The following is a 24,868-nucleotide window of genomic DNA, read 5'->3' on the forward strand; positions in this document are numbered from 1 at the left end:
TTAAAACTATTATTAAAACTTTTTTATTTTTATATTTTATTATGCTGATTTTGCAAGACGTTGTGCAATTGATGGTTCACCTTTTGCTCAGAAAATAATAACAAATACGGTTCCGACAATTGTGAACGTTAAAATTCATTGCAATAAAGAACATAATCCATAAATAAACTTATCTTTACGTGTGCTTGGAGAATAAGTACCAAAAACCAGAGTTCCAACAGGATTAATATTAAAAATTAATAAAATCACATTTAATCAACAAAATAGCATGTTTAAAAGTGATGATAATATTCTTTTTATCATAGAATAGACTCCTTTCGTAATAAAATAATTGATACATACAATTATTATACTATATATAAGTTATTAATTGTGAAATTTTATTTTGTGATATAATAAAAACATTAAATTCTTTGGAGGATATAATGATGAAATTAGAAGACTTACAAGAACATACTAAGAATACTACTAGTGAAAATAATATACAAAATAATAAGAACGCTGCTAAACAGCATTATGAAGATTGAATTAAATTTAAAAATGAGTTATTTGAATATTTATGGGAAATAATTAAAATTGGTAAAATTAACTCTTTTTATTGTAATAACTGTCAACAAGAGAAAGATATTGATGACATAAATATTTATGATCTTTTTTTTGGATTTAGTTTTAATAAAATTAATGTAAAACTAGAAACAATTGACCAATTTAATGTTGATTTGTGTAATGAGTGTAATCAAATGAATGATCTTACTAATTCATATATTAAAGTGCTACGAAATAATGTTGCTTGTGTTTGCTGTAAGAAACTACTGTACTATGATGATGAGCACTTAGTTCTTGACAACAAAAATTATTGTTCAAGAGAATGTTTACGAAAATATCTTAATAAAACAATTAAGGAAGGCGATTAGAAAAATGAATGATAAAGTTTTGAGTAATAATAAGTGATTAGATAAATTTGCTGAACTAGTAACAAAGATTCAATATTTGACAAATATTTCATATGCTGATTGTGAAGCATGCAATTTTGAGAATCAGACATCAAATTTAGCGTTTACTAATTCTTCATATAAAATTTCAACTGTTTTATTTAAAACAGTTTGTGGTCATGATGTTGCTGAAGGAGTTAACTTTTTACGAATCGTTAATGATAATGGGGGCAATTTTGAATTACTTGGTCAGAGAATTACTGAATGTTGAATTCATAAAGAAAAACCATGTTCTCACCATTTGGATGAGTCAAAAGAGTTTATTTGTCAATGTGATAAACTTAAAGCAAAAATTATGCATATTGATGATGTTAATATTTGTTCTTTAAAATGTTTAAAACATTATTTGAATGGAAAATTACCGTAGGGTTTTAGAGATAAGTGCAGTCAATAATTTTTATGGCAAAAGAACACTTTTAATAAATTATTTTATCAAAAATTTAAGTAAGGTTAACTTTATTTATTAATATTCTGGGATGTTAGTTAAAACAATGCTAATTAAAAATAAAGTTTAAAATGTGAGGTTTATAGTATGATAGATATTAAAAAAAATGAAGAGTTATCAGAAGTTAAAAAGGACGTCGAATGATATAAGATTTCTGATGTTGATATTTTTGAAAGGTTAGATGTTGATGTTAATAAGGGGTTATCACAGCATGAAGCTGAGGCAAGGTTAAAAGTATATGGCGAAAATACTTTACCAGAATCAAAGAAAACAAAGTGATTTATTTTTTTTGGAAAATCATTTCTGAATCCTTTAAGTTTAGTTATGTTATTTGCAGGGTTAATATCAATTATTGTTCCTTTAATAATTGGTAAATTAGAACCGCCAGATGTCATTGGAATTATTATTATTGGTACGATTATTTTAATTAATTCAATTATCGCGACAGTTCAGGAAGTAAAATCGCAAAAATATGTTTCTTCTTTAGGAAGCACAGAGGAATATACTGTTTTTTGTTTACGAAATAGTAAGAAAAAACAAATTAATGTCAAACAGCTTGTACCGGGAGATATTGTTTTTATGACTTCGGGTAATTTTGTGCCAGCTGATATTAGAATTATTAATAATCAGATGTTGCGAATTGATGAATCAAGTTTAACGGGTGAAAATGAACCAGTTTTAAAAACATCGGACTCAATTTTACAAGAAAATTTAATGCTAGGTGATCAAAAGAATATTGCCTTTATGTCCACCTTAATTTTAGAGGGGAAAATGATGGGAATTGTTTTTGCAACAGGGATTAATTCTGAAATCGGAAAAATTGCTTCGAATATTACTAATACAAAAAAAGAAAAATCAATCTTAGAGAAAAATGTTACTAAATTAACAGCAATTATTGGAGTTACAGCAATTATTTTTGGAAGTATTCTTTTTGGATGTTCATTTCTACTTCGCAGTGATTTTCATGAAAATCTACGGAATTGATATAAATTATTATCGATTGCTGTTTCAGCAGCATTAGCAATTATTCCTGAATCTTTAATTATTATTGTTAAAATTTCTTTAATGATTGCGATTAAAAAAATGGCCAGAAAGAATGTTATTTTTAAAAGTTCATCTGCGATTGAAACGCTTGGAAGCGTTAATATCATTTGTACTGATAAAACTGGAACTTTGACACAAAATAAAATGTCAGTAAGTAAAGTATTTATTAATTTCAAAGCCCAAGATTTAGAATTAATTAATTATGAAAAGAATAAAGAATTTCTGAATTGCCTTGCCTTATGTAGCGATGCTATTATTGCAAAAGAAAAAATTGGTAGTCCAACTGAATTAGCATTAATTAATTTTGTCCTTAATCAAAAAATTAATTACCTAATGTTACGAAAAAAATATCAACGAAGTGATGAGGTTCCGTTTGATTCAAAACGTAAACTAATGATTTCTGTAAATTTAGTGGATAAAAAATCCACGGTTTTTATGAAAGGTGCTTGAGAATATATTTTTAAAAAATGTAAATCAAAGTTAGTTGATGGTAAAACAACTGTATTATCACCGAATGATATTACAACAATTGAAAATCAACTAATTGATTTTGCTAAAAAAGGTTATCGTGTTTTGGCTTTTGCCACTAAAACTATTGATAATAATAAAAAAAATTATGAAGATAATTTAACTTTTTTAGGAGCAGTAGCAATTATAGATCCACCGCGTGAAGGTGTTTATGAGGCAATTCAAATTGCTAAAAATGCTGGGGTCAGAACAGTTATGATTACTGGGGATCATAAGATTACGGCTTTTGAAATTGCCCGTCAATTAAATATTGTTGATGAAAACCACGACCAAGTTATTACTGGTGAACAAATTGAACAATTAAATAGGATGGAACTTAATGAACTATTAAAATCAACAAATGTCTTTGCACGTGTTAATCCCAATCATAAAGCAATTATTGTTGATGCTTTTAAAGCACAAGATTATACTGTTGCAATGACTGGAGATGGGGTTAATGATTCACCAAGTTTAGTAAAAGCTAATGTTGGAATTGCAATGGGAATTGCGGGCTCTGAAGTTACTAAGGAAGTTTGTGATGTCGTTTTAAAAGATGATAATTTTAAAAGCATTGTTACTGGAGTTAGTTTTGGACGTAATGTTTATGAAAAAATTAAGTATTCAATTTCATTCTTATTAGCTGTAAATTTAAGTCAAATTTTAACCATTTTTCTTGTTCTCTTGTGTTATAAAGATTTAGCATTAAATGCGGTGGGAATTTTAGTTCATATTCTTATTGTTGAAACAATTGTCGCAATTCCGATTGGGCTTAGTCGTGAACGAAAAGGAGTTATGCGGAATATACTCACTAATAAGAAAAAACAAAGTTTATTAAAAGATATTATTGTACAAATCACGGTGACAACTTTCTTTAATGTTTTATTCTCAGTTTTAAGTTACCAAACAGCATTATGATATGTTCATTGAGATTCAAATTTAGCCGCAATGTATGGTAAGACGGGAGTTTATATTGTAATGATTTTTGCCCCAATCTTTTATGTAATCTTATATAATAATGCTTGTTTGCCAATCCGTTATGCACCAAAAACAGAACGAATTGATAAATATAAACCTAATATTTATTTATGATGTCTTATGGTTTTAGCCGCTGTCTTAGGAATAATAACTTTATTACCGTTTGGTGCGATCAATGTTTTCTTTGAATTTCAAATTAAGGATATGCCAGTGTCATTATTATTTATCTTCATTTTCCTTGCGATAGTACCAACATTCTTAATTTATCTTACTTATAATTTTATTCTTTGAATTAATTTTAAGGTTAAAAATTTAAAAATTAGAGCTTTATAAACATATCAAATCAATTTAATATTTATTTTGTTTAAAAAGAAAGATGGAGTTTAATCAGTAAGAGGATTAAATTAAAAGCTTTCTTTTTTTAAAAATTATCATATTTATCTGTTCCTAATGTTTTAAAAAAAGATTAATTTATAATTATTCTTTACTTAACGAATTATAAAAGTTAAAATTATACGTAGTTATTAGCGTGGTTCAAAGAAAGAGGTTAATATTTATGCCATCATATTATACAGAACATATTTTAAAATTAAAACAAGCCAAATTAAAGGCACCATTAAGTGTAAATGAAATTGAAACAATTGTTAAAAGTTTTAAGCATTTAGTGTGTAAAATTAGCAAAGATGCTGTTATTATAAAGCATGAAAAATTTGGTTATGAACTTTTTCGCAGTAAGGCTGACAATAAATATTGATCATATGCGGTGACTTTTACTGAACCAATGGATCCGTTAAAACCAATTTATAAACATCATTGAATTGGTAATGCTTTTATAGGTTATGGATATGATTCTTTAACAGAAACAATTGAACGAACTTTTAAAATGATGACGCAAGGGCCAACATCGCAAACAAATTTTCGAGATTATTTAGATAGTTGAGATGAAGGGAAAAATCGTATTTTTTTAACATGAGAAGAAAAAGAATGAGATTTTGAGAAATATTTGCAATTTCAACGTTGATATAAAAAGAATAGAATTAAGATTATGGCAAAACAAGTTGGTGTGAAAGATGCTGAAGATTATAATAAGGAAAGTAATGAAGAAAGTAAACGGACAGGATTATCAGTTTTATTGGGAAAAATGATAGAGCCTCCGAAACGTCCTCGCGCAATGGCTGTTGCAATACGTGAAACAGAAAAAACTGGGAAGCAATGAGATGATCCAAAAATAAAAAACTATTTAGTTGGTTTTATGTATATTAATTAAGAAGGAAAAAACAAATGCAGTATCGGGAAATTAATTCAACACAAAATGATCATGTTAAATTATTAACAAAGTTAAAAGAAAAGAAATATCGCAAAGAATTAAATTTAGCCTTAATTGAAGGTTGAAACATTATTGAGGAAGCTTTACAACAAAAATTATTAATTGAAATTTTGACATTAGAATCAAATAGCCTAAAATTAAAAAATGTTGGTGATGTTTTGATAACAATTTGTTCAGAACCTATTTTAGAGAAATTAAGTCAAAGTAAAAATAGTCAAAATATTATTGGAGTGATTGATCTAAATAAAATTAGTGAAAATAATTTTTTTAAGTCTGATCAGCATATCTTATTATTAGAAAATATTCAAGATCCTGGTAACTTGGGAACATTAATTAGGACTGCTTTAGGTTTTAATTTTACTAATATTATTTTATATAATCATACGGTTGATATCTTTAATGATAAAGTATTACGAGCTAGTCAAGGAGCAATTTTTAAAGCCGCTATTAAAGAATTTAATTTGGAAGAAATTAAAGCTTTACAAGCAAATCAATATAAAATGATAACAACGGATTTAAAAGAAAAGAATATCTTTTTACAAGAATGTCAATTTAATAAAGCAGACCGTTATATTTTGGCTTTGGGAAATGAAGGACATGGTCTTTCTCCGGCATTACAAAAAATTAGTAATTATAATATTCAAATTAAAATTAATCCAAAATTAGATTCATTAAATGTTGCACAGGCAGGAACAATTTTAATGTATGAAATTAATCGTCAATTGGAGGGAAAATAATGTTTAAGTTTAAAAATGCTAATTATATTACCTCGGCAGTAAATAAGACAGGTTGAATTAATGATGATTTATTTGAAATTGTTTTTTTAGGAAAAAGTAATGTTGGAAAATCAAGTTTTTTAAATATGTTAACAAATCAACGGCAATTAGCAAAAGTTTCACAAACGCCAGGGAAGACAAGAATGTTAAATTTTTTTTCCATTAATAATAATCAATTTCGAATTGTTGATGCTCCAGGTTATGGTTTCGCAAAACTTAATAATGATTATAAAACTGCTTTTGCAAAAATGATGGAAGAATATTTAACGCAGCGAAGTAACTTAAAATTTGTTTGTTTATTAGTTGATTTACGCCATTCACCAACACAAGACGATTGTGAAATGTATCAATACTTAAAACACTTTAAGATTTTAACAATTATTATTGGGACAAAATTAGATAAATTAAAAAAGAATGATATTCAAAAACAGGAGAAGATTATTAAAACAAAATTAAATTTTGTTGATAGTGACTACTTTATTAAAACATCAAGCAGCAAAAAAATTGGTCGTGATGAATGTTGAACATTATTTGCAAAATTATTAAGATTTAATGTATAATTTAAGACAGAGTTTATTTTTAAAACTAAAGGGGAAAACAATGAAAGACACTATTAAAATAGTAAAATATCAAAATCAAATTAATCAATTAGCTAAAATTGATACGTCAGTTTTAGAAGGACATTTATCATATTCAGAACAAGCTATTATTGGAGCATTCAAATCCTCAGATAGTAAAATTAAAGCCGGTATTATTAATACCTTATTAAATGGTTTTTTAGGAGGATTATTTATTTCAATTGGCTATATTGCGGCTTTGTATGCAATTCAAGGTATTACAACACCGGGTATTAAACTAGTAATTTTTGGACTTGTTTTTCCAGTCGGCTTATTATTAGTGACATTTTTAGGTGGTGGGATTTATACTTCTCATTGTGTTGGTTTCATCAATGCCGTTACTGGGCATGCTAATCCGTCATTATATGTTCGTAATTTATTATTAATTTTTTTATCTAATTTTATTGGTTGTTTGTTTGCTGCAGTTATTATTTATTATGCCGCTGTTTTTGGCAATGAAAAAACAAGTGATTTAAACACTTTTGGTGGTCAAGTAATGAATACAATGCAACATAAGATTGGTTTGATTGGTGAGGCTTTAGCACATGGGCAAACAGTTACGAATAGTGATCTGGGAACAACTTTTTTAAATAATCTTATGTCCGCAATTTTCTGTAATATTTTAGTGGCGGCAACATTATATGTTACTTATTCTTCAAAAAGTGCAACTGCTTCAATTTTATGTATCTTCTTTATTTTATTTGCCTTCTGTATTTCTGGTTTTCAACATGTTGTTGCTAATTCATTTCTTTTCTGAATGAATGTATTAATGCTAGGATTACCAATGCAAGGGACCGAAGTGTTACCAGGGGCCTCGGCCGGATATTTCGCAGGATTTAATTTATTGCCGGCTTTCATCGGAAACTTTTTAGGGGGAGCAGTGGTTATTCCAACATTAGGGTATTTTATTGCTCGGAAAAAAATTGATGCAACAGCTGTTAATTTAAAAAAAGAGAACTATTTAGGTAAAATTAAATTGTTACAATTAAAAGCTGGTTTTGCAGAAATTATTGATAATAATTTTGTTTTAGATCAAACCAAGTTTAATACAGCAATTAGTAATGTCAAAGTGCCACCAAAAAAACAATGATTTACGAAAAAGAGAAAAGATTAAGTTTAGCAAAATAATTAATAAAGAGTAGTTTCGATAAATTTAACAATAAGTATATTGTTTATCCTTTGAAATTTTGAAACAAAATTAAAAATTAAACAAATCAATAAAAACAAGAAAACGATAAATCTTTTCTTGTTTTTTATTTTTAATAAATATTAAATAAAAAAGGAACATTATTTTTTGGTAAATTTTGGAAAATTAAGAGTATAATGTTATTGATTGGGTCCAATAAATTGGTAACAATACCAAAAATTATAAAATAAAACTATTTTATTTTTTTTGAAATATATTTAATTAAAAAAATGTAGAATTTAAATTTAGAAATAATAGGGGGATTTTATGAAAAAAACATTATTTTCGGAGTGGGAAGGCTTTACTCTTGGTAAATGAACAGATGAAGTTGACACACGATTATTTATTCAAATGAATTATAAACCCTATACTGGTGCAGATTCTTTTCTTGCTGGCCCAACTGAAGCAACCGAAAAGTTATGAGCAGAAGTAATGGATTTAACAAAACAAGAACAAAAAAATGGGGGAGTTTTAGATGCTGATGAAGATTTAATTGCAAGTATTACTTCCCATGGTCCAGGTTATATTGATAAAAAATTAGAGAAAGTAGTTGGATTACAAACTGAAAAACCATTTAAAAGAGCAATGATGCCAAATGGAGGCGTGCGTGTAGTTGAAGCAGCTAATGAATCTTATGGTTTTAAAGTATCACCACGAGTAGTTGAAATTTTTACAAAATATCGAAAGTCACATAATCAAGGTGTTTTTGATGCTTATACAGATGACATGCGAGCATGCCGTAAATCACATATCATCACGGGTCTTCCTGATGCATATGGGCGTGGAAGAATTATTGGTGATTATCGTCGTTTAGCTTTGTATGGAGCGGATTTCTTAATTGCCAAAAAAGAAGAAGATAAAAAGAATACGCCAATGATAATGACTGATGAAGTAATTAAATTGCGGGAAGAAATTTCAGAACAAATTACTGCTTTAAAAGAAATTAAACAAATGGCGGCATCATATGGATTTGATGTTTCAAAACCAGCAAAAGATGCAAAAGAAGCATTTCAATGGACATATTTAGCTTATTTAGCAGCAATTAAAGAAAATAATGGGGCGGCAATGAGTTATGGTCGAACAAGTAGTTTTTTAGATATTTATATTGAACGTGATTTTCAAAAGGGAATTTTAACCGAAACAGAAGCACAAGAATTAGTTGATCATATGATTATGAAATTAAGAATTGTTAAATTTATGCGTACACCAGAATATAATCAATTGTTTTCTGGTGATCCAATTTGAGCAACCGAATCAATTGGGGGAATGGGTTTAGATGGTCGAACATTAGTAACAAAAACAGCATTTCGTTATATTCATACTTTAGCAAATATGGGTCCGTCACCAGAGCCAAATTTAACAATTTTATGATCGCAAAATTTGCCAGAAGGTTTTAAAGCTTTTTGTGCAAAATATTCAATTTTGTATTCATCAATGCAATATGAAAATGATGATTTAATGCGAGTAACGCATGGTGATGATTATGCAATTGCTTGTTGTGTTTCGCCAATGAAAATTGGGAAGCAAATGCAATTCTTTGGGGCACGTTGTAATTTAGTCAAAACATTATTATATGCTATTAATGGTGGAATTGATGAGATTCACAAAAATCAAGTATCACCACGTTATGAACCATGTCAAGGTGATGAAAAAACACCATTAAATTATGAAGAGGTTTGAAGTAAATTTGTTCAAATGGCGAAATGATTAGCAGGTGTTTATGCAAATGCATTAAATATCATTCATTATATGCATGATAAATATTTTTATGAAAGAAGTCAATTATGTTTTATGGATACTGATCCGCATCGTTTTTTTGCAACTGGAATCGCAGGGTTATCAGTTGTAACCGATGCTTTATCAGCAATTAAATATGCTAAAGTATATCCTGTGCGGGATGAAAGCGGTATTGTTGTTGATTATCGTACTGAAGGGGAATTCCCAACGTATGGAAACAATGATGATCGTGCTGATGATATTGCAATTCTCGTGGTAAAAACATTTATGAATGAAGTGCGTCGTCAACATCATTACCGTAATTCAGAACCAACAATGTCAGTTCTAACAATTACATCAAATGTTGTTTATGGAAAAGCAACAGGAAATTCGCCAGATGGTCGAAAAGCCGGGGTCCCATTCTCACCAGGAGCTAATCCAATGAGTGGTCGTGATAAGACAGGGGCTGTTAATTCATTAGCTTCTGTTGCAAAGATTCCATTTAAACATGCTGCTGATGGAATTTCAAATACTTTCACTATCATTCCAAATGCCCTAGGAAAAGACCAAGATCTAGTTATTCATGGTGAGTTAGAAATTGATAATTTAAAAAAGAAATAGAAGAATTTAATTAAAAATTAAGTAAAGTTATTAGCAAATATGCTTAAAATTATTTTATTTAAAAAAGGAAATGTTTTATATAATTTCCTTTTTTAAATGCCTTAAAAATTGAAAGAACAATGGCTCTTAGCATTTTCTTTTGGACATGTTATAATGAAAGAAGGAGTGAATCAAATGGGTGGCTTTGCATTACAAAAAGAAAAAGGACTTTGGCAAAAGATTTTTAAGAAAATCCCATGGTTCTATCATAGTATTTTTATTATAGTTGGAATAGTTGTAGGCCTTTTATTTCAAGTGTTATATATTGGACGATGAGATTTTCCCTATTTCTTTATTTTTGTTCTTGCAATTTTAATAATTTATTGTGTTTTGTTTTTATTATTGAGTCCAATTATTAAACAAAACTGATTTTGAAAGAGGAATTTAAATGAAAAATAAGAAGGTTTCAATTAAAACAATTGCTGAGGAATGTGGGGTTGGTGTCGGAACAGTGTCACGATATTTTAATGGTGGTTATGTTAGTCAAGAAAAACGAGATTTAATTCAAAAAGTAGTTCAGAAATATAATTTCCAACCAGACTTTGCAGCACATTCAATTAAAAAGAAAATTTTAGAAGTATATGTGTTAATTCCTGATTTAACGAGTAGTAATACTTTTATTGTTAAATCAATTTTAAAACAAATTAATGATAATTTTACAAAGATAGTTCCATTTGTAGTAGAAACAACTTATGATGAGGAACGTTATTTATTACATTTGCAAGAAATAGTGCGTCGGAATCCAACCGCCTTGATTTTATTTACGATTAGTAATGATAAAAATATACGAGCTTTTTTAAAAACAATTACAATTCCGATTATTGTTTATGGTCGGCAATGGGGGAATACGGTTTTCATGAATAATGATAATGAAATGATGTATTCATTGTTAGAACAAATGGCAGCAAATGCTGAGTTTGATCAGCATCGCAAGATTTTTTATATTGGGAAAAATCCAACAAGTAATCTGCCGACAGGATTTGCCCGCTATGATACTGTTCTGAATTGATTTCAAACCCATAATTATAATTTTGAAAGTTATTTTTTTGATAAGAATCAGGATAGTATTATTTATGATCTGGTTCAATCCCTTGATTTAAAAGATAAGATTATTATTTGTGGGACGCATACTTGTTATAAAATTATTCTTGCCTGATTAATGAAACAAAATATTTTAAATAGTTTAGTAACTGATATCTCTAATATGAGTGATTTTTTTCTTCCGGTTTTGCAAAAACAATATTGTATTGCAATTAATTATGAAGAACTAGCTACAAAGATTATTCTTAAATTAAAACAAATTTTACTAGGAAATAGTGATGATAAAAAAATAATTGAATGCTTAAATTATGAAATTAGAATTTTTATAAAATAAATTTATCTTTTAGGAAAATGTGTATTATAATCTTAATATGGAATCGTTTCCATATTAAGAGGTGAAAAGATGTCAAAAAAAATTACTTTACTGAAATTGAAGCATTAATTCCGCTATTAGGTGGCGTTGATAATATTCTTTCGTATACACATTGTGTATCACGACTTCGATTAGTTTTGAAAGACAACACTAAGGCCGATTCAAAAGGAATTGAGGAATTAGCAAATGTTAAAGGAACAGTCCAACCAATTGGACAATATCATATTGTAATTGGTGTCGATGTTAATAATTATTTTGCTGAATTTAAGAAGTATTTAAGTTTAAAACAAAATCCTTCATTAGTGCAACAAAATCCATCTTCCGCAAAACCAACAAAATGATATTAAAGGTTATTACAACATTTTTCCGAAATTTTTATTCCTTTAATTCCAGCATTAGTAGCTGGTGGTTTAATTTTAGGATTTCGAAATATCTTAGAAGCTAATTGAAGTGGTCCTGATTCGTCATTAGTTAGTATTTCTGCATTTGCAAAGGGATTAAACGAATTCTTGTGGATTCCGGCTCAAGCTGTTTTTTGATTTATCCCTGTCACAATCTGTTGATCAATTTTTAATAAAATGGGTGGTTCACCAGTAATCGGAATCATTATTGGTTTAACGTTATTATTACCACCATTAGTTGATATTTATTCAATTGCTGGCAAAGCTAGTAATTCATTATGAATTTTTAATGTTGCCCCAACATTTGACTTTGGAGCATGAAAATTTCCTTGAAAAGTTCAATATACTGGACAAGTAATTCCCGCAATTGGGATCGCCTTCTTTGGTGTTTATTTAGAAAAAGGTTTAAACCGAATTATTCCTGCAGTTTTAAAACAAATTTTTGTGCCTTTATTAACTATTTTATTATCATTTACCGTAGGGTTATGTTTAATTGGACCCCTTGGTTATATTATTGGCAGTGCTATTTCAATAGGTTTAAGTTGAACATTAATTAATCCAATTGCCAAATATTTTTTTGGTCCGATTTTAGGATTATTATATGCTCCAATTGTTATTACTGGTGTTCATACAATGTTTAATGCCGTAATGATTCAAAATACTGCCCAAATTGGAGGGTCATTTATTTTTCCAATTTTATGTATGTCAAATATTGCCCAAGGAAGTGCAACTTTAATGTTTACAATTAATAATCGGAACGATCCAAAAATTAAGGAGATTGGAATTTCGGCTACAACTTCGGCATGACTAGGAGTAACAGAACCGGCAATGTATGGAATTAATTTGCGCTTTTTTTATCCGTTTTTAGGGGCAATCGCTGGGTCCACTTGTGGGGGTCTATTGTTAACTGTTGCCGGGGTAACTTCAAATGGGATTGGTAATGGGGCATGATTAGGTGTCTTATCAATTCAACCATTTAGTCAAGTTGAAGGTGTTAACACATTTGTTGGAACAGGATTTACTTGATTTTTGATTAGTGGTTTATTAACAATGGGAGTCACAATGACTTTAACTTGGTTTTTAGAAAAAATTCCACGTTTTACAAGATTACGAAATGAAATATTACAGATTAAAGAAAAAAATTTAATTAATTTAAAAAAACAACAAACAAGGGTAGAAAATATTAAAAAATAAATATTTTAGATAGGTAAGGAGAACAGAATGAATAAGGTTAATTTTCAGGAAGCGATTGTATATGAAATTCATCCACAATCTTTTTATGACAGTAATAATGATGGAATTGGTGACTGGAATGGCAAGGGTTTTTTGGACAAATTTTATGTAGAGTAATAATTTCTGTATTTTACTGGTGTTAAATAATTTAGTTTGCTATGAATTCGAATATTATTGTACCAATTAATGTAATCAAATAATTTTAATTTAAACTGCTCAATGTTTTTAAATTTATTATTTTTAATAAATTCAGTTTTAAAAATTTTGTATGTTGATTCCGCAACAGCATTGTCATAAGGACAACCTGGTTTACTGTAAGACTTTTGAATGTTATTTTTAGTTAAAAAGTTATAAATAAGATTGTTGTTAAATTCACTACCTTGATCAGTGTGAAATATTTTAATATCATTTAATGTAAAGTTAAGTTTATTAAAGGTATTTTTAACTAATTTTGCATTTTTGTGTAAACTAACATCATAACTAATAATTTCACGATTAAATAAATCAATTAGAAAGCAAACATAATATCATTTATTATTAATAAAAACATATGTTAAATCACTGACAACAACTTCATGTAGTTTATAATTATTAAATTCTTGATTTAATAAATTATTATATTTATATGTAACATTGCTTGTATTTGAATGTTTGTATTTGATTTTTGTATAATTTGAAATTAAGTTATTTTTTCTCATTATTTTACTAATCTTTACACGAGATAATATAATATTTTGCTGAGCTAGCATGATTTTAATTTTTCTTGTTCCATAATTTTTACGACTTTTTAGAAAAATACTGATAACAGCATTATCAATGTTTTGATTATTCTTGGGATTATTTGCTTTTAATTGATAGTAATATGTTGATCTAGCCAATTTCAATGTTTTACATAAATTAATAATTGGATATTTTGCTTTGTTATTTTTAATGATTGCTATTTTTTGCCGATTATCAGTGTTGCTTGCTTTAAAATGTCATTTTCCATTTCTAATTGTTTAACTTTTTTACGTAATTGAATTAATTCGTTTTCTTCTGGCGTTCTATTGTCTTTAGCTTTAAATGAGTCCGAGTTACTAAATTGGTGAGCTCATTTCCAAACAGTAGATTTACCAATTTGGTAATCATTGGCTAATTGTTCAGGAGTTTGACCCATTTTGTAAAGACCAACAATTTGTTGCTTAAATTCATCGGTATAATGATTCTTTGCCATAATTACACCTCCATTGTAATTTAATTATAAATATTTACTCTACATTATTGTTGTCCAATTTATCTTAACCTATCCAGACATTCAAGGAATTATTATGAAATTAGATTATTTAACTATGTTAGGAGTTAATTTCTTATGATTAAATCCAATTTATTTCTCTCCACAAAAAGATAATGGTTATGATGTGGCGGATTATAAAAAAATAAATCCTTTATTTGGAACAATGGCTGATTTTGAAAGATTAATTATTGAAGCAAAAAAACGAAACATATATATTATGATGGACATGATTTTTAATCATTGTTCAATTGAACATGAATGATTTCAAAAGGCTCTTGCTGGGGATGAAACTTATCAAAACCGTTTTTTCTTTGTTCCAGGTACTAAAACAATTTTACCAACTAATTGACAAAGTAAGTTTGGAGGTTCGGCATGAGAATATAATGGAGAATTACAAAAATTTTATTTACATTTATTTGATAAAACTCAAATTGATTTAAATTGACGAGATGAAACTTTACGTCAAGATATTTATGACATTATTAATTATTGATTGCAAAAGGGTGTTCAGGGATTACGTTTTGATGTTATTAATCTAATTGGAAAACCAACAACATTTGTTGATGATTTAACTGGCGATGGCCGAAAATATTATACTGATATGCCAGAAGTTCATACTTATTTATAGGAAATGGATCAAAAAACATATCAGCGACAAAAGAATATTATTACGGTTGGTGAGTTATCGTCAACTTCACTTGACCAAGCTATTTTGTATACTAAACCAGCGGCTCAGGAGTTAAACATGGCTTTTACTTTTCATCATTTAAAAATTGATTATTTAAATAATAATAAATGAGCATTAGGTTCATATGAACCAGCAAAATTAGTAGCAATCATTAAGAAATGGCAAACTTTGGTGCAAGAATTTGAAGGATGATTAGCAATTTTTTTAAATAATCACGACCAACCCCGTGCTTTATCACGATTTGGGGATCCTGAAAATTATCGATTTGAATCCGCAGTTGCTTTGGCTGCAGTTGTTTTATTACTACGCGGAACACCGTATCTTTTTCAGGGCGAAGAATTTGGGATGGAAAATAATGATTATCATATTATTGATCAACTTAAAGATGTTGAATCAATTAATTATTATCAGATTTTACAACAGAAAGGTTATCAATCATCAGCAATTTTAAAAATCCTTAGTGCCCGCTCCCGTGACAATGCGAGAACTCCAATGCAATGAAATCCTCGTCAGTTTGGTGGTTTTAGTATTCAGCAGCCATGAATTGATGTGAATAAAAATTATTTAAGAGTTAACTGAGAAGATGATTATCATAGTCCTCAATCAATTTTTAAAGCATATCAATTTTTAATTCAATTACGAAAAAAATTTGGCCTTTAATTATGGCCAAATTGAATTTATTGAAATTAATCCTGTTGTATTAAGTTTCTATCGCTTTTATCAGAAAGAAAAATTCTTAGTAATTATTAATTTATCCAATCAAACAATTAATGTTGATGATAAGTTAACTAATTTCAAAATTATTTATAATAACTATCAAACTTTTAATGGAAAGATTAATCCATATCAAGTATTAGTTTTTAACTATTTGATATCAAAGCCAGTTAAATAATCTAGTCCTTTTTTTAAGTGAGATAAATCTAATTCAATTTTAGTAATTAAATCATCAATACAATTTTGAATATTTTTATTTTTAGAAATAATTGGTTTTCAAATTTGGTCTTGATGGTGTGCTTTTTTACTATAATAATATTTATCTAATAGCAAAGTAAATTTATCATTAACAAATGACATTGATAAAACTTCTTGATATTTATTGCTAGTATCAATTAAGTTAGCCATTTCTTTTGGTGTTAAAATTTTTCGTAATTCAACTGGATCAGTTGTATTTGTGTCAAATAGGTTAGAAAATTCTGTCCCCTCTAATTGAATTTCTTTGTTATTTAAAATAAATTTCTTAAATTTATTTTGATGAGGTACAATATTTGCCTCAATTTCAAAATTCTTTGGTAATGTGGCAGAAAAGAAAAAGTAATTTTCTGAACGCTTCATTTCAATTCATAATAATAAGTAAGTCATATTAATTCCATCGGCAATACTGTTTGATGTTTTTGAACTTTTTCCTTTATTAGACATACTAGCTAAAATAATTAATCCAATTAATAAACAAAAAATTAATGTTTTTAAGAAAACCATTGTCTTACGAACAGTAATTACGCCTAATGAAAAGGTATTATTTTTTGTGGCACCATTAATAACTTTATTATCCAATTTTTCTTCTAAACTACTTACTCGAACTAGACTTTGTTGTAGGAGATTATTTTTTTTGGATTTTTACTAAAACTAGTAAAATTTGGTTCAGGAATAATGTTAAAGGTATTGCTTACTTTATCAAGAGTAATTTCATCTTTTCATAGATCTTCAATTGCAATTCGATAATATGCATTATAATCTAATCGATTCAGAAAAAGACTAATGCTCACAGTACCAGCTTTAATTAATATATAAAGAATAATTGTAATCACTAATAATGGTAAGGCAAGATAAATAAGATAAAATTGGAATGCATTGCTGTGAGCATCCGCAAGTTTAAGGACAATTCCTATTAATGAAGCAGTTGCAAAAATTATAATCAAAGTACTAAAAATAATATCAATGATAATTGACTTTCGCCAGAAACTAGTAATTTTCTTATAATGCTGTTGAAGATGCTCTTGATGAAGAGCCTTGATTTTATTAACTGCTGTTTCTGATAAAACAGTATTAGGCATTTTTAATTTCACTTCACTTTCTAAAATTTATATAAATGTGAATAAATTATAATTTAAAAAAAGTGGAATTACAATTTATATTCTGAAAATAAGTTGTAAAATAATAGTCTTCTGAATTTGAACAACATGACTTTAAAATTTAATTGTATGATTTCATGTTCTAATAATGATAAATAATTTAGTGGAATGGCAAGGGTTTTTTGGACAAATTTTATGTAGAGTAATAATTTCTGTATTTTACTGGTGTTAAATAATTTAGTTTGCTATGAATTCGAATATTATTGTACCAATTAATGTAATCAAATAATTTTAATTTAAACTGCTCAATGTTTTTAAATTTATTATTTTTAATAAATTCAGTTTTAAAAATTTTGTATGTTGATTCCGCAACAGCATTGTCATAAGGACAACCTGGTTTACTGTAAGACTTTTGAATGTTATTTTTAGTTAAAAAGTTATAAATAAGATTGTTGTTAAATTCACTACCTTGATCAGTGTGAAATATTTTAATATCATTTAATGTAAAGTTAAGTTTATTAAAGGTATTTTTAACTAATTTTGCATTTTTGTGTAAACTAACATCATAACTAATAATTTCACGATTAAATAAATCAATTAGAAAGCAAACATAATATCATTTATTATTAATAAAAACATATGTTAAATCACTGACAACAACTTCATGTAGTTTATAATTATTAAATTCTTGATTTAATAAATTATTATATTTATATGTAACATTGCTTGTATTTGAATGTTTGTATTTGATTTTTGTATAATTTGAAATTAAGTTATATTTTCTCATTATTTTACTAATCTTTACACGAGATAATATAATATTTTGCTGAGCTAGCATGATTTTAATTTTTCTTGTTCCATAATTTTTACGACTTTTTAGAAAAATACTGATAACAGCATTATCAATGTTTTGATTATTCTTGGGATTATTTGCTTTTAATTGATAGTAATATGTTGATCTAGCCAATTTCAATGTTTTACATAAATTAATAATTGGATATTTTGCTTTGTTATTTTTAATGATTGCTATTTTTTGCCGATTATCAGTGTTGCTTGCTTTAAAATGTCATTTTCCATTTCTAATTGTTTAACTTTTTTACGTAATTGAATTAATTCGTTTTCTTCTGGCGTTCTATTGTCTTTAGCTTTAAATGAGTCCGAGTTACTAAATTGGTGAGCTCATTTCCAAACAGTAGATTTACCAATTTGGTAATCATTGGCTAATTGTTCAGGAGTTTGACCCATTTTGTAAAGACCAACAATTTGTTGCTTAAATTCATCGGTATAATGATTCTTTGCCATAATTACACCTCCATTGTAATTTAATTATAAATATTTACTCTACATTATTGTTGTCCAATTTATCTTAACCTATCCATAGGTATATTTTTAATATATAGAGGTAAATAATTGATGGAAAAAATAATTACAGAATTAAAAAACAGTTTTACAGATGATCAATTTTTAGAATTTGCTGAAAAAATAAAAAAAGAAGCAGAAGTAATCAAAAAACAAAAACGTTTAAATGAAATTGATCAAAAATTTAGAGATAAAGGCATTATATGTCCTGATTGTAAATCTTATCATTGTGTTAAAAATGGTCATAATCCCGAAGGAAAACAAAAATATTTATGTAAAAAATGTCGTGCTAGTTTTGATGCTTTTCGTCATCATTTTACTTATTGAAGTCATTTAAATTATGAACAGTGAAATTTATTAATTCAAATTTCATTATTAGGACAATCTAGTAAAATAATTTCCCGTTTTATTAAAACAACACCAAAAACTGCTTGATATAATCGTCAAAAATTAATGCAATCAAAACAATTAGAAAATACTCAATTAAAATTTAAAAAATTAAATGGTCAAATCCAAATTGATGAAACTTTTATTAAAGAAATCCATAAAGGTAATTTTAAAGATAAATTTGATAAACGAAAAACTCATCTTGATCCATTTTCAACTAATACCAAATGCTGTATTCAAATGGTAGTTGATAGCAATAATAATATTTTTGTTCAATCCACCAATACCAAACGATTACAAAAACAATGAATTATTGAAAATATGAATAAGCAATTAATTAAAGAAAAATCAATAATTATTTCTGACATGCAACCATTATATTTATTAGTAGCAAAACAAACAAATTCTACTCTATATTCTACCAAAACTAGTACAAACCCTGATACTAGTTATCGAAAGTTAAATAAGATTAGTAAATTACAATCGAGTCTTAAAGAAGCCTTAATTCATTATCATGGTTTGGGTTTCACTAATATTCAAAATTATTTAAATCTATGAAAATGAAAATACCAACATAAAGGTTTAACACCAAAACAACAATCAACGGTATTATATTTTAACGTTTAAAAAATTTAAAGCAAAATCATGATCTTAAACAAAATTATTTTTCAAATTGTCATATTGATAATTTTTTTATTTCATCAAGAGTTTTCGACAAAATTAAAGAAAATAAGTAGACTTTTTTATTCGAACTTGGTATATAATTAGTATGCATTGTTTAATAACAATTGTGACAAAAGGAGAGAAAAAATTAAATGAATAGTATTTTGTTAGCCGGTGGTCCGCCAATACCAGATTGAATTACGCCTAATAATACCCCGCATAATATTTTAGCAACATATGGTGGTTGAGTTCATATGTATGCTGTATTTATTACATTGGGAATGATTTTATCGGTTTTAGCCTGCTTTATTCGATTGAAAATTAAGAAAATTCCAATTGAACCTTTAATTTGATCAATTTTTATTATTATTCCTTCTTCATTGTTTGGTGCTAGTTTCTTTGGAAAAGTTAATGGTGATGTTAATAATCCATGAGTATCAGATTCTGGAGCAGTACCATTCTGATCATTATTTGCTTTTTGAAAAGCTGGAATGAGTATTCATGGTGGTGTTCTATTTGGAATTATTGCTGGATTAGCTGTTTTTGGAATTGTTGGTCGAAAATCAAAAATTTCACTTTGAGTTTATGCGGATTGTATTATACCCAATATTTTATTAGGACAAATATTAGGACGTTGAGGTAATTTCTTTAATCATGAATTGTTAGGAAGTGTTACTTCATATGATTCGTTACGCTGATTACCTGCATTTATTCGGGACAATTTATGACAATGAGATGCTTCTGGCTTGTCACCAGAAAGAATTAATGGAGAAATTGTATTTCGTCAGCCAATCTTTTTATATGAGTCATTCTTTAATTTCTTAGCTTGAGTATTTATTACTTTCTTTATTCCTTTTGCTGGTCAATTATTTGGGAAAAAACCATGAAAAAAAGATCCAAAGGAATATCCATTTGATTTAAAATATAATTTTATTCATTTTTTCAATCGGAAATATCATAAAAAAGGGAAAATGACATGAAAAGAAGTATGAGATAAAGCATATTTTAATTATGTTCCAACTCAAAAACAATTAGATGAAATGCCAAAGGTGGCAATTGTTAAAACTAAATCAACGATGGGTAATGCGTTACGACAATGATGATATAATGATAGTAGTGAATTAACAAAATTAAATAATCCTGGTCGTTATGCAATAACCCGCAGTGGGGTACAAACTGGTTTCTATTTCTTTCTATGAAATTTAATTCGTTTTGTTTTAGAAACACAGCGTGATGATCCGTTAGCATTATTTATTCAAAATAATCGGCCATTAGATTATGCGGTTATAATTTTAATTTCCGTACTAGGATTGTTAATGGCAATTTATGCCCAATGAGGAGCCCCAAAAAAATTACGCAAGAATGGCTATATTTATGAAAAAGAATATTTTGAATTTAAAAGTTTACAAACTTGAAAATTTGACAAATATTTAATTAATAATATTGTTATTGGGGAAGATAATTATGTTGATAAGTTACCACCAATTATTAAGATAAAAGTAATGGAATTCTTAGGATATCAACCGGAATTGTTTGATCAATATTTTGAATTAAAATATTTTAGAACTAATCATCAAGTTCTAGGTAATAATGAAATTACTAATTATAGTTTTAAAATTGTAGCATTACCAACAAATAATAATAAATTTGTTGATGAATTAGTTGTTAATCAAACTTTTAAAGTTGATTTAAGCAAAATTCTAAAACAAGCAACTTTGGAGCTAAAAAAACCAAGTAATAATCAGTATTTAGCATTATCTGGTCAACAATTTGGAATGTTGTTAAATAAGATTGTTCATAAGAATGAAACAGCAGCACAAATTAAAGCAATTTGGAATAGTTTTTATCCTAATATTAATGAAAAGAAAACAACTATTTTTAATCTTGATCTTAATGAATTAATTAATTTTGATGAAGTAAAAATTAATTCAGCTGTTAAGAAAATTGAAATATCAAAATTTAAATTTAAAGAAAATAAATTTTATTATTTTAATAAAAAGATTTCTTTTAAATTAAACTGACAATAAAAGAGTGTACAATGGTAATGAAGAAAGAAAGGTGATATTTATGTTAACAAAAGATATTGAAAAGGATTTACAACATTATATTGATGAACACCTTAAAATGCAATTTTTTTGTTATAACTTAAGTTCCGCAGCTGAGCAATTAGGATTTCCTGGTTTTAGTCATTATTTTCAAGTTCAAGCGCAAGATGAAGTTTTACATCAACGAAGAATAATGAATTTTATGGCAGATCGTGACGGACATTATCAAGTAAAAAATATTGTTGAAGAATATCAACCAATTAAGAGCATTATTGAATTAATTACAACCTATCAAACAAAACGAGCATATTTTGCGGATTTAACTAATAAGTTAGCCCATCATGCCCAAGAAGTTGGTGATTTAGTAACTTATAAATTTTATGATTGATTTATAATTGATTTTTATGAAGAATTAGCAGAAATAAAAGATATTATTGATTGAATTAAAATGTCAAATAATAGTTATTATAAACTTGATCATAAAATGGCATTAAAAGAGGAACCAGATACTTTAACAGTTATTGACCCTTTTAGTCCCCATGCTTAAAAGATGTTTTTTATTTTTTAAACTAAAAACATTTTTTATTAATTTTTAATTTAAAATTAATAATATGACAAACAAAGAATTAGAAAAAATTTTAGAAGGAATAATAATTCAGGGAAGAGTAGGTTTAAAGTTACCATCCGAAGCAACTTTAATGAAAAAATATCAGATTAATCGAACAACTATTCGCAATACATTAAAACAATTAATTGGTAAGAATATGATTTATAGTGTTCAAGGGAAAGGTTATTTTACTTTGAATCGAGCTTTCTGAAGCAAACCATTACCGTTTAAAGAAAAATATGATAATGCAGTTAATAAATTATATGTTGTTAATGTTTCGCTTGATTTATATTTTATTGAGACTTATCAGTGCTTAAATAAGGACTTTATGAGTTTCATTAAGGTTAGATATCAAAATAATAAGATTAGGAAATATTCTATCATTTGAGTTAATAAAACAATTTTAAAAAATTTAAATTTTAAAGATTGTAAAGATAGTTTATTATCTTATATTAGTTCTCGTAATATTGTACTAATTAATGATCTTAATTATTTAAGATGTGAATTATCTAATGCTTATGATGAAAAGTTTTTGCAGGTAAGTTCTAAAACATATTTACCCAAGAAATACTCCATTACTTTTTCAGAATATCATGAAGTTGTTCAATGTAGTAAAGAAACATATCAACCAGAATTATTTGAATTTTATAAAGTAAATTATTTTTAGTAAGAACTTGTTACAACAAGTTCTTTTTTTAATTTCGCGAGTTTAAGATAAAAAAGAAAGGAGAAATTGAAGATGGCAAAATCAGAAGATGTAAAACTAAAGGAAAACTATTTTATGAAATTAAAGCATAAGATTAAAGCCCCTTTTGCAGGAGGAAAGAAATCACGATTTAAAATTGGAATTAATAAATTTGCCAAGGCGATTTTAACGATGATTGCAATTTTGCCCGTCGCAGGATTATTTATTGTTATGGGAAAAGTTATCGGTCCGTTAGGTTTTGGTCAAATTACGAGTATTGCCAAAGTAGCAAATCATATTGGCACAATTATTGAAACAATTGGTTGATTACCATTTCGTCATATTGGTTTACTATTTGCAATTGCAATTGCTGGTTCGTGAGCTAAAAATAGGGCTGGTGGTTGTTTTGCAGGAGCAATTGCATATTTAACACTATTAACTGTTGGTGCAACATTTTTTATAACGAGAGTAGGAAATGATGATGGCACTGAATTTATGAATTATATTTTAGGTGGAAAATGGACTAGTCAACAAGATTATTTTAGTAATCAAGAAGGGGTTTATTCGTTACGTTTTGATGCTTTAGGTGGAATTATTACTGGTTTTATTGGCGCAGGTGTTTATAATAAATTCTTTGCTTTTAATCGTTTGCCTAATGCATTATCCTTTTTTAATGGACCACGTTTTGTTCCATTAATGGTAATTGTAATTATGTTACCAATTGCAATTGTTTTATCACTATTTTGACCGTTAATTCAGACGGGTATTAATGTTATTGGAAAAAATATTGCTTTAAATAACAAAATCCCGTTTATCATTCCTTTTGGTTATGGTTTTTTGGAGCGTTTATTATTACCACTTGGTTTACATCATATGGTTACAATTCCAATGAATTATACTTCGTTAGGTGGAATTTTAGATTATACTAGTGTCAATACTTTTGCAAGTGATCTATTTACTAATCAAAATCTTACAAAAGAAGAATTAGTTGCTTTCTTTAATTATGCTGTTGATAAGAACTTGGTTGATCAAAAGAGTTTAGTTTCTGAAGGACAAGAACAAATGTGATATACATGAGTGACAGCTTTGAAAGTTGTGGAAAGTAATTGAACTGAATATGCAACTAATATTGTTCCTAATTCAACTAATGTTAAAGATGTTTATCAAATAGTAATTAATTCTTTTGAACCAGTACGTTTTAAAGTTGGCCAAATGATTACTTCAACAGGTTCGCTAATTGGAGCTGGAATTGGAATGATGTATGAATTAGTAAAACTAATCGGATAAAATATAAGTCAATTTATATTTCGGGGGGGGGATTAGCTTGTTTACTAACAGGTGTTACAGAACCAATTGAATTTATTTTTATGTATACTGCGCCATTATTATATTTAGCCCACGCGGGGATGACAGGACTAGCGTTTGGAATGGCGGATTTAGTACCAATGCGTATTCATGCGTTCGGGGCAATTGAAACAATTTTAAAATACTTTTTAGTATTAGGACCAACAACTTTAATCACAGATAATATTAAAACTAATTTATGATTGGATGGTGTTTGATTTCTTTTAGTTAGTTCCTTATTCTTAGCAATTTATTTTGGAATCTTTTATGGTTTAACTAAAAAATTAAAACCAAATATTCCGGGTATTGGGGAAGAAGTTAATGTTGTTAATACCCCGTTAGCGGGTAAAAAAACAGACAAGAACGATATTATTGTATAATGTACGATGAAGCTCCAAAAAACAACTCTTGTTAGGGTTGTTTTTTTATTTTAAAACAATCTAACAATTTAATAG

The 24,868-nt window shown here is 27.4% G+C and carries 27 protein-coding genes and 1 pseudogene; 20 read left to right on the forward strand and 8 right to left on the reverse strand.

Annotation, left to right across the window (positions count from 1 at the left end):
* Positions 1-39: 39 nt before the first annotated feature.
* A complete protein-coding gene (locus ACQH24_RS02100; RefSeq protein WP_425380388.1) occupies positions 40-303 on the reverse strand; it encodes a hypothetical protein in 264 nt (87 codons plus the stop codon).
* Between the two features lie 122 nt (positions 304-425).
* Between ACQH24_RS02100 and ACQH24_RS02105 the strand changes: the two genes are divergently transcribed.
* The 11 genes from ACQH24_RS02105 to ACQH24_RS02155 all read left to right on the forward strand — a co-directional run bounded on the left by ACQH24_RS02105 (position 426) and on the right by ACQH24_RS02155 (position 12,006).
* Positions 426-914 (forward strand): hypothetical protein, encoded by a 489-nt coding sequence (locus ACQH24_RS02105; RefSeq protein ID WP_425380389.1) that lies wholly within the window; start codon positions 426-428, stop codon positions 912-914.
* Between the two features lie 4 nt (positions 915-918).
* Positions 919-1,359, forward strand: coding sequence for a hypothetical protein (locus ACQH24_RS02110; protein WP_425380390.1), 441 nt, complete (start codon positions 919-921; stop codon positions 1,357-1,359).
* Positions 1,360-1,524: 165 nt separating this feature from the next.
* A complete protein-coding gene (locus tag ACQH24_RS02115; protein ID WP_425380391.1) occupies positions 1,525-4,296 on the forward strand; it encodes a cation-translocating P-type ATPase in 2,772 nt (923 codons plus the stop codon).
* Positions 4,297-4,519: 223 nt separating this feature from the next.
* Positions 4,520-5,230 carry a hypothetical protein gene (locus ACQH24_RS02120; RefSeq protein WP_425380392.1) on the forward strand — a complete coding sequence of 237 codons (711 nt, stop codon included), beginning with the start codon at positions 4,520-4,522 and terminating at the stop codon, positions 5,228-5,230.
* A 14-nt stretch (positions 5,231-5,244) separates the two neighbouring features.
* Complete coding sequence (locus ACQH24_RS02125) at positions 5,245-6,027, forward strand: TrmH family RNA methyltransferase (protein ID WP_425380393.1); 783 nt, start codon at positions 5,245-5,247, stop codon at positions 6,025-6,027.
* Complete coding sequence (gene yihA / locus ACQH24_RS02130; protein ID WP_425380394.1) at positions 6,027-6,626, forward strand: ribosome biogenesis GTP-binding protein YihA/YsxC; 600 nt, start codon at positions 6,027-6,029, stop codon at positions 6,624-6,626. Before ACQH24_RS02125 ends, yihA begins: the two co-directional genes overlap by 1 nt.
* A 40-nt stretch (positions 6,627-6,666) precedes the next feature.
* Positions 6,667-7,797 carry a formate/nitrite transporter family protein gene (locus tag ACQH24_RS02135; protein ID WP_425380395.1) on the forward strand — a complete coding sequence of 377 codons (1,131 nt, stop codon included), beginning with the start codon at positions 6,667-6,669 and terminating at the stop codon, positions 7,795-7,797.
* A gap of 339 nt (positions 7,798-8,136) precedes the next feature.
* The gene (gene pflB, locus ACQH24_RS02140; protein WP_425380396.1) at positions 8,137-10,206 is read left to right on the forward strand and encodes a formate C-acetyltransferase; all 2,070 of its coding nucleotides are present in this window, start codon (positions 8,137-8,139) and stop codon (positions 10,204-10,206) included.
* 174 nt (positions 10,207-10,380) lie between these two features.
* The gene (locus tag ACQH24_RS02145; protein ID WP_425380679.1) at positions 10,381-10,644 is read left to right on the forward strand and encodes a TIGR04570 family membrane protein; all 264 of its coding nucleotides are present in this window, start codon (positions 10,381-10,383) and stop codon (positions 10,642-10,644) included.
* Complete coding sequence (locus ACQH24_RS02150) at positions 10,634-11,620, forward strand: LacI family DNA-binding transcriptional regulator (protein WP_425380397.1); 987 nt, start codon at positions 10,634-10,636, stop codon at positions 11,618-11,620. Before ACQH24_RS02145 ends, ACQH24_RS02150 begins: the two co-directional genes overlap by 11 nt.
* Positions 11,621-11,637: 17 nt before the next feature.
* The gene (locus tag ACQH24_RS02155; RefSeq protein ID WP_425380398.1) at positions 11,638-12,006 is read left to right on the forward strand and encodes a PTS transporter subunit EIIB; all 369 of its coding nucleotides are present in this window, start codon (positions 11,638-11,640) and stop codon (positions 12,004-12,006) included.
* On the opposite strand, the gene ACQH24_RS02160 is transcribed toward ACQH24_RS02155, so the two are convergent.
* The gene (locus tag ACQH24_RS02160; protein WP_425380399.1) at positions 12,003-12,266 is read right to left on the reverse strand and encodes a hypothetical protein; all 264 of its coding nucleotides are present in this window, start codon (positions 12,264-12,266) and stop codon (positions 12,003-12,005) included. The genes ACQH24_RS02155 and ACQH24_RS02160 overlap by 4 nt on opposite strands.
* Here ACQH24_RS02160 and ACQH24_RS02165 point away from each other — a divergent pair.
* Positions 12,238-13,254 (forward strand): PTS transporter subunit EIIC, encoded by a 1,017-nt coding sequence (locus tag ACQH24_RS02165; protein ID WP_425380400.1) that lies wholly within the window; start codon positions 12,238-12,240, stop codon positions 13,252-13,254. The genes ACQH24_RS02160 and ACQH24_RS02165 overlap by 29 nt on opposite strands.
* A 27-nt stretch (positions 13,255-13,281) precedes the next feature.
* Positions 13,282-13,410 (forward strand): hypothetical protein, encoded by a 129-nt coding sequence (locus ACQH24_RS02170; protein WP_425380713.1) that lies wholly within the window; start codon positions 13,282-13,284, stop codon positions 13,408-13,410.
* Here the strand turns inward: ACQH24_RS02170 and ACQH24_RS02175 are convergent.
* Positions 13,398-14,288, reverse strand: coding sequence for an IS3 family transposase (locus ACQH24_RS02175; protein ID WP_425380680.1), 891 nt, complete (start codon positions 14,286-14,288; stop codon positions 13,398-13,400). The two genes, ACQH24_RS02170 and ACQH24_RS02175, sit on opposite strands and share 13 nt — an antisense overlap.
* Complete coding sequence (locus tag ACQH24_RS02180; RefSeq protein WP_425379385.1) at positions 14,231-14,506, reverse strand: transposase; 276 nt, start codon at positions 14,504-14,506, stop codon at positions 14,231-14,233. The genes ACQH24_RS02175 and ACQH24_RS02180 overlap by 58 nt, the downstream gene beginning before the upstream one ends.
* Positions 14,507-14,621: 115 nt before the next feature.
* Between ACQH24_RS02180 and ACQH24_RS02185 the strand changes: the two are divergent.
* Positions 14,622-15,914 (forward strand): annotated as a pseudogene (locus ACQH24_RS02185) (alpha-amylase family glycosyl hydrolase).
* 204 nt (positions 15,915-16,118) lie between these two features.
* On the opposite strand, the gene ACQH24_RS02190 reads toward ACQH24_RS02185, so the two are convergent.
* From ACQH24_RS02190 to ACQH24_RS02205, 4 genes are all read right to left on the reverse strand, one after another.
* Positions 16,119-16,805 (reverse strand): DUF3137 domain-containing protein, encoded by a 687-nt coding sequence (locus ACQH24_RS02190; protein WP_425380401.1) that lies wholly within the window; start codon positions 16,803-16,805, stop codon positions 16,119-16,121.
* A 26-nt stretch (positions 16,806-16,831) separates the two neighbouring features.
* Positions 16,832-17,305: a hypothetical protein gene (locus ACQH24_RS02195; protein ID WP_425380402.1), complete on the reverse strand. Its 474-nt coding sequence runs from the start codon at positions 17,303-17,305 to the stop codon at positions 16,832-16,834.
* 211 nt (positions 17,306-17,516) lie between these two features.
* Positions 17,517-18,407: an IS3 family transposase gene (locus tag ACQH24_RS02200; RefSeq protein ID WP_425380681.1), complete on the reverse strand. Its 891-nt coding sequence runs from the start codon at positions 18,405-18,407 to the stop codon at positions 17,517-17,519.
* A complete protein-coding gene (locus tag ACQH24_RS02205; protein ID WP_425379385.1) occupies positions 18,350-18,625 on the reverse strand; it encodes a transposase in 276 nt (91 codons plus the stop codon). The genes ACQH24_RS02200 and ACQH24_RS02205 overlap by 58 nt, the downstream gene beginning before the upstream one ends.
* A gap of 111 nt (positions 18,626-18,736) precedes the next feature.
* Between ACQH24_RS02205 and ACQH24_RS02210 the strand changes: the two genes are divergently transcribed.
* The 6 genes from ACQH24_RS02210 (at position 18,737) to ACQH24_RS02235 (ending at position 24,793) form a co-directional block, all read left to right on the forward strand.
* Entirely contained in the window at positions 18,737-19,696 is a 960-nt protein-coding gene (locus ACQH24_RS02210) for a transposase (protein WP_425379371.1), read from the forward strand.
* Between the two features lie 188 nt (positions 19,697-19,884).
* Positions 19,885-21,759 (forward strand): prolipoprotein diacylglyceryl transferase, encoded by a 1,875-nt coding sequence (locus ACQH24_RS02215; protein ID WP_425380403.1) that lies wholly within the window; start codon positions 19,885-19,887, stop codon positions 21,757-21,759.
* Between the two features lie 40 nt (positions 21,760-21,799).
* The gene (locus tag ACQH24_RS02220) at positions 21,800-22,324 is read left to right on the forward strand and encodes a ferritin (protein WP_425380404.1); all 525 of its coding nucleotides are present in this window, start codon (positions 21,800-21,802) and stop codon (positions 22,322-22,324) included.
* Positions 22,325-22,388: 64 nt separating this feature from the next.
* Positions 22,389-23,051, forward strand: coding sequence for a GntR family transcriptional regulator (locus ACQH24_RS02225; protein ID WP_425380405.1), 663 nt, complete (start codon positions 22,389-22,391; stop codon positions 23,049-23,051).
* A 72-nt stretch (positions 23,052-23,123) separates the two neighbouring features.
* A complete protein-coding gene (locus ACQH24_RS02230) occupies positions 23,124-24,356 on the forward strand; it encodes a PTS transporter subunit EIIC (RefSeq protein WP_425380406.1) in 1,233 nt (410 codons plus the stop codon).
* Between the two features lie 80 nt (positions 24,357-24,436).
* Complete coding sequence (locus tag ACQH24_RS02235; protein WP_425380407.1) at positions 24,437-24,793, forward strand: hypothetical protein; 357 nt, start codon at positions 24,437-24,439, stop codon at positions 24,791-24,793.
* The last annotated feature ends 75 nt before the right edge of the window (positions 24,794-24,868 follow it).

This window comes from Spiroplasma endosymbiont of Stenodema calcarata, from assembly GCF_964031205.1.
Classification (GTDB): domain Bacteria; phylum Bacillota_I; class Bacilli_A; order Mycoplasmatales; family Mycoplasmataceae; genus Spiroplasma.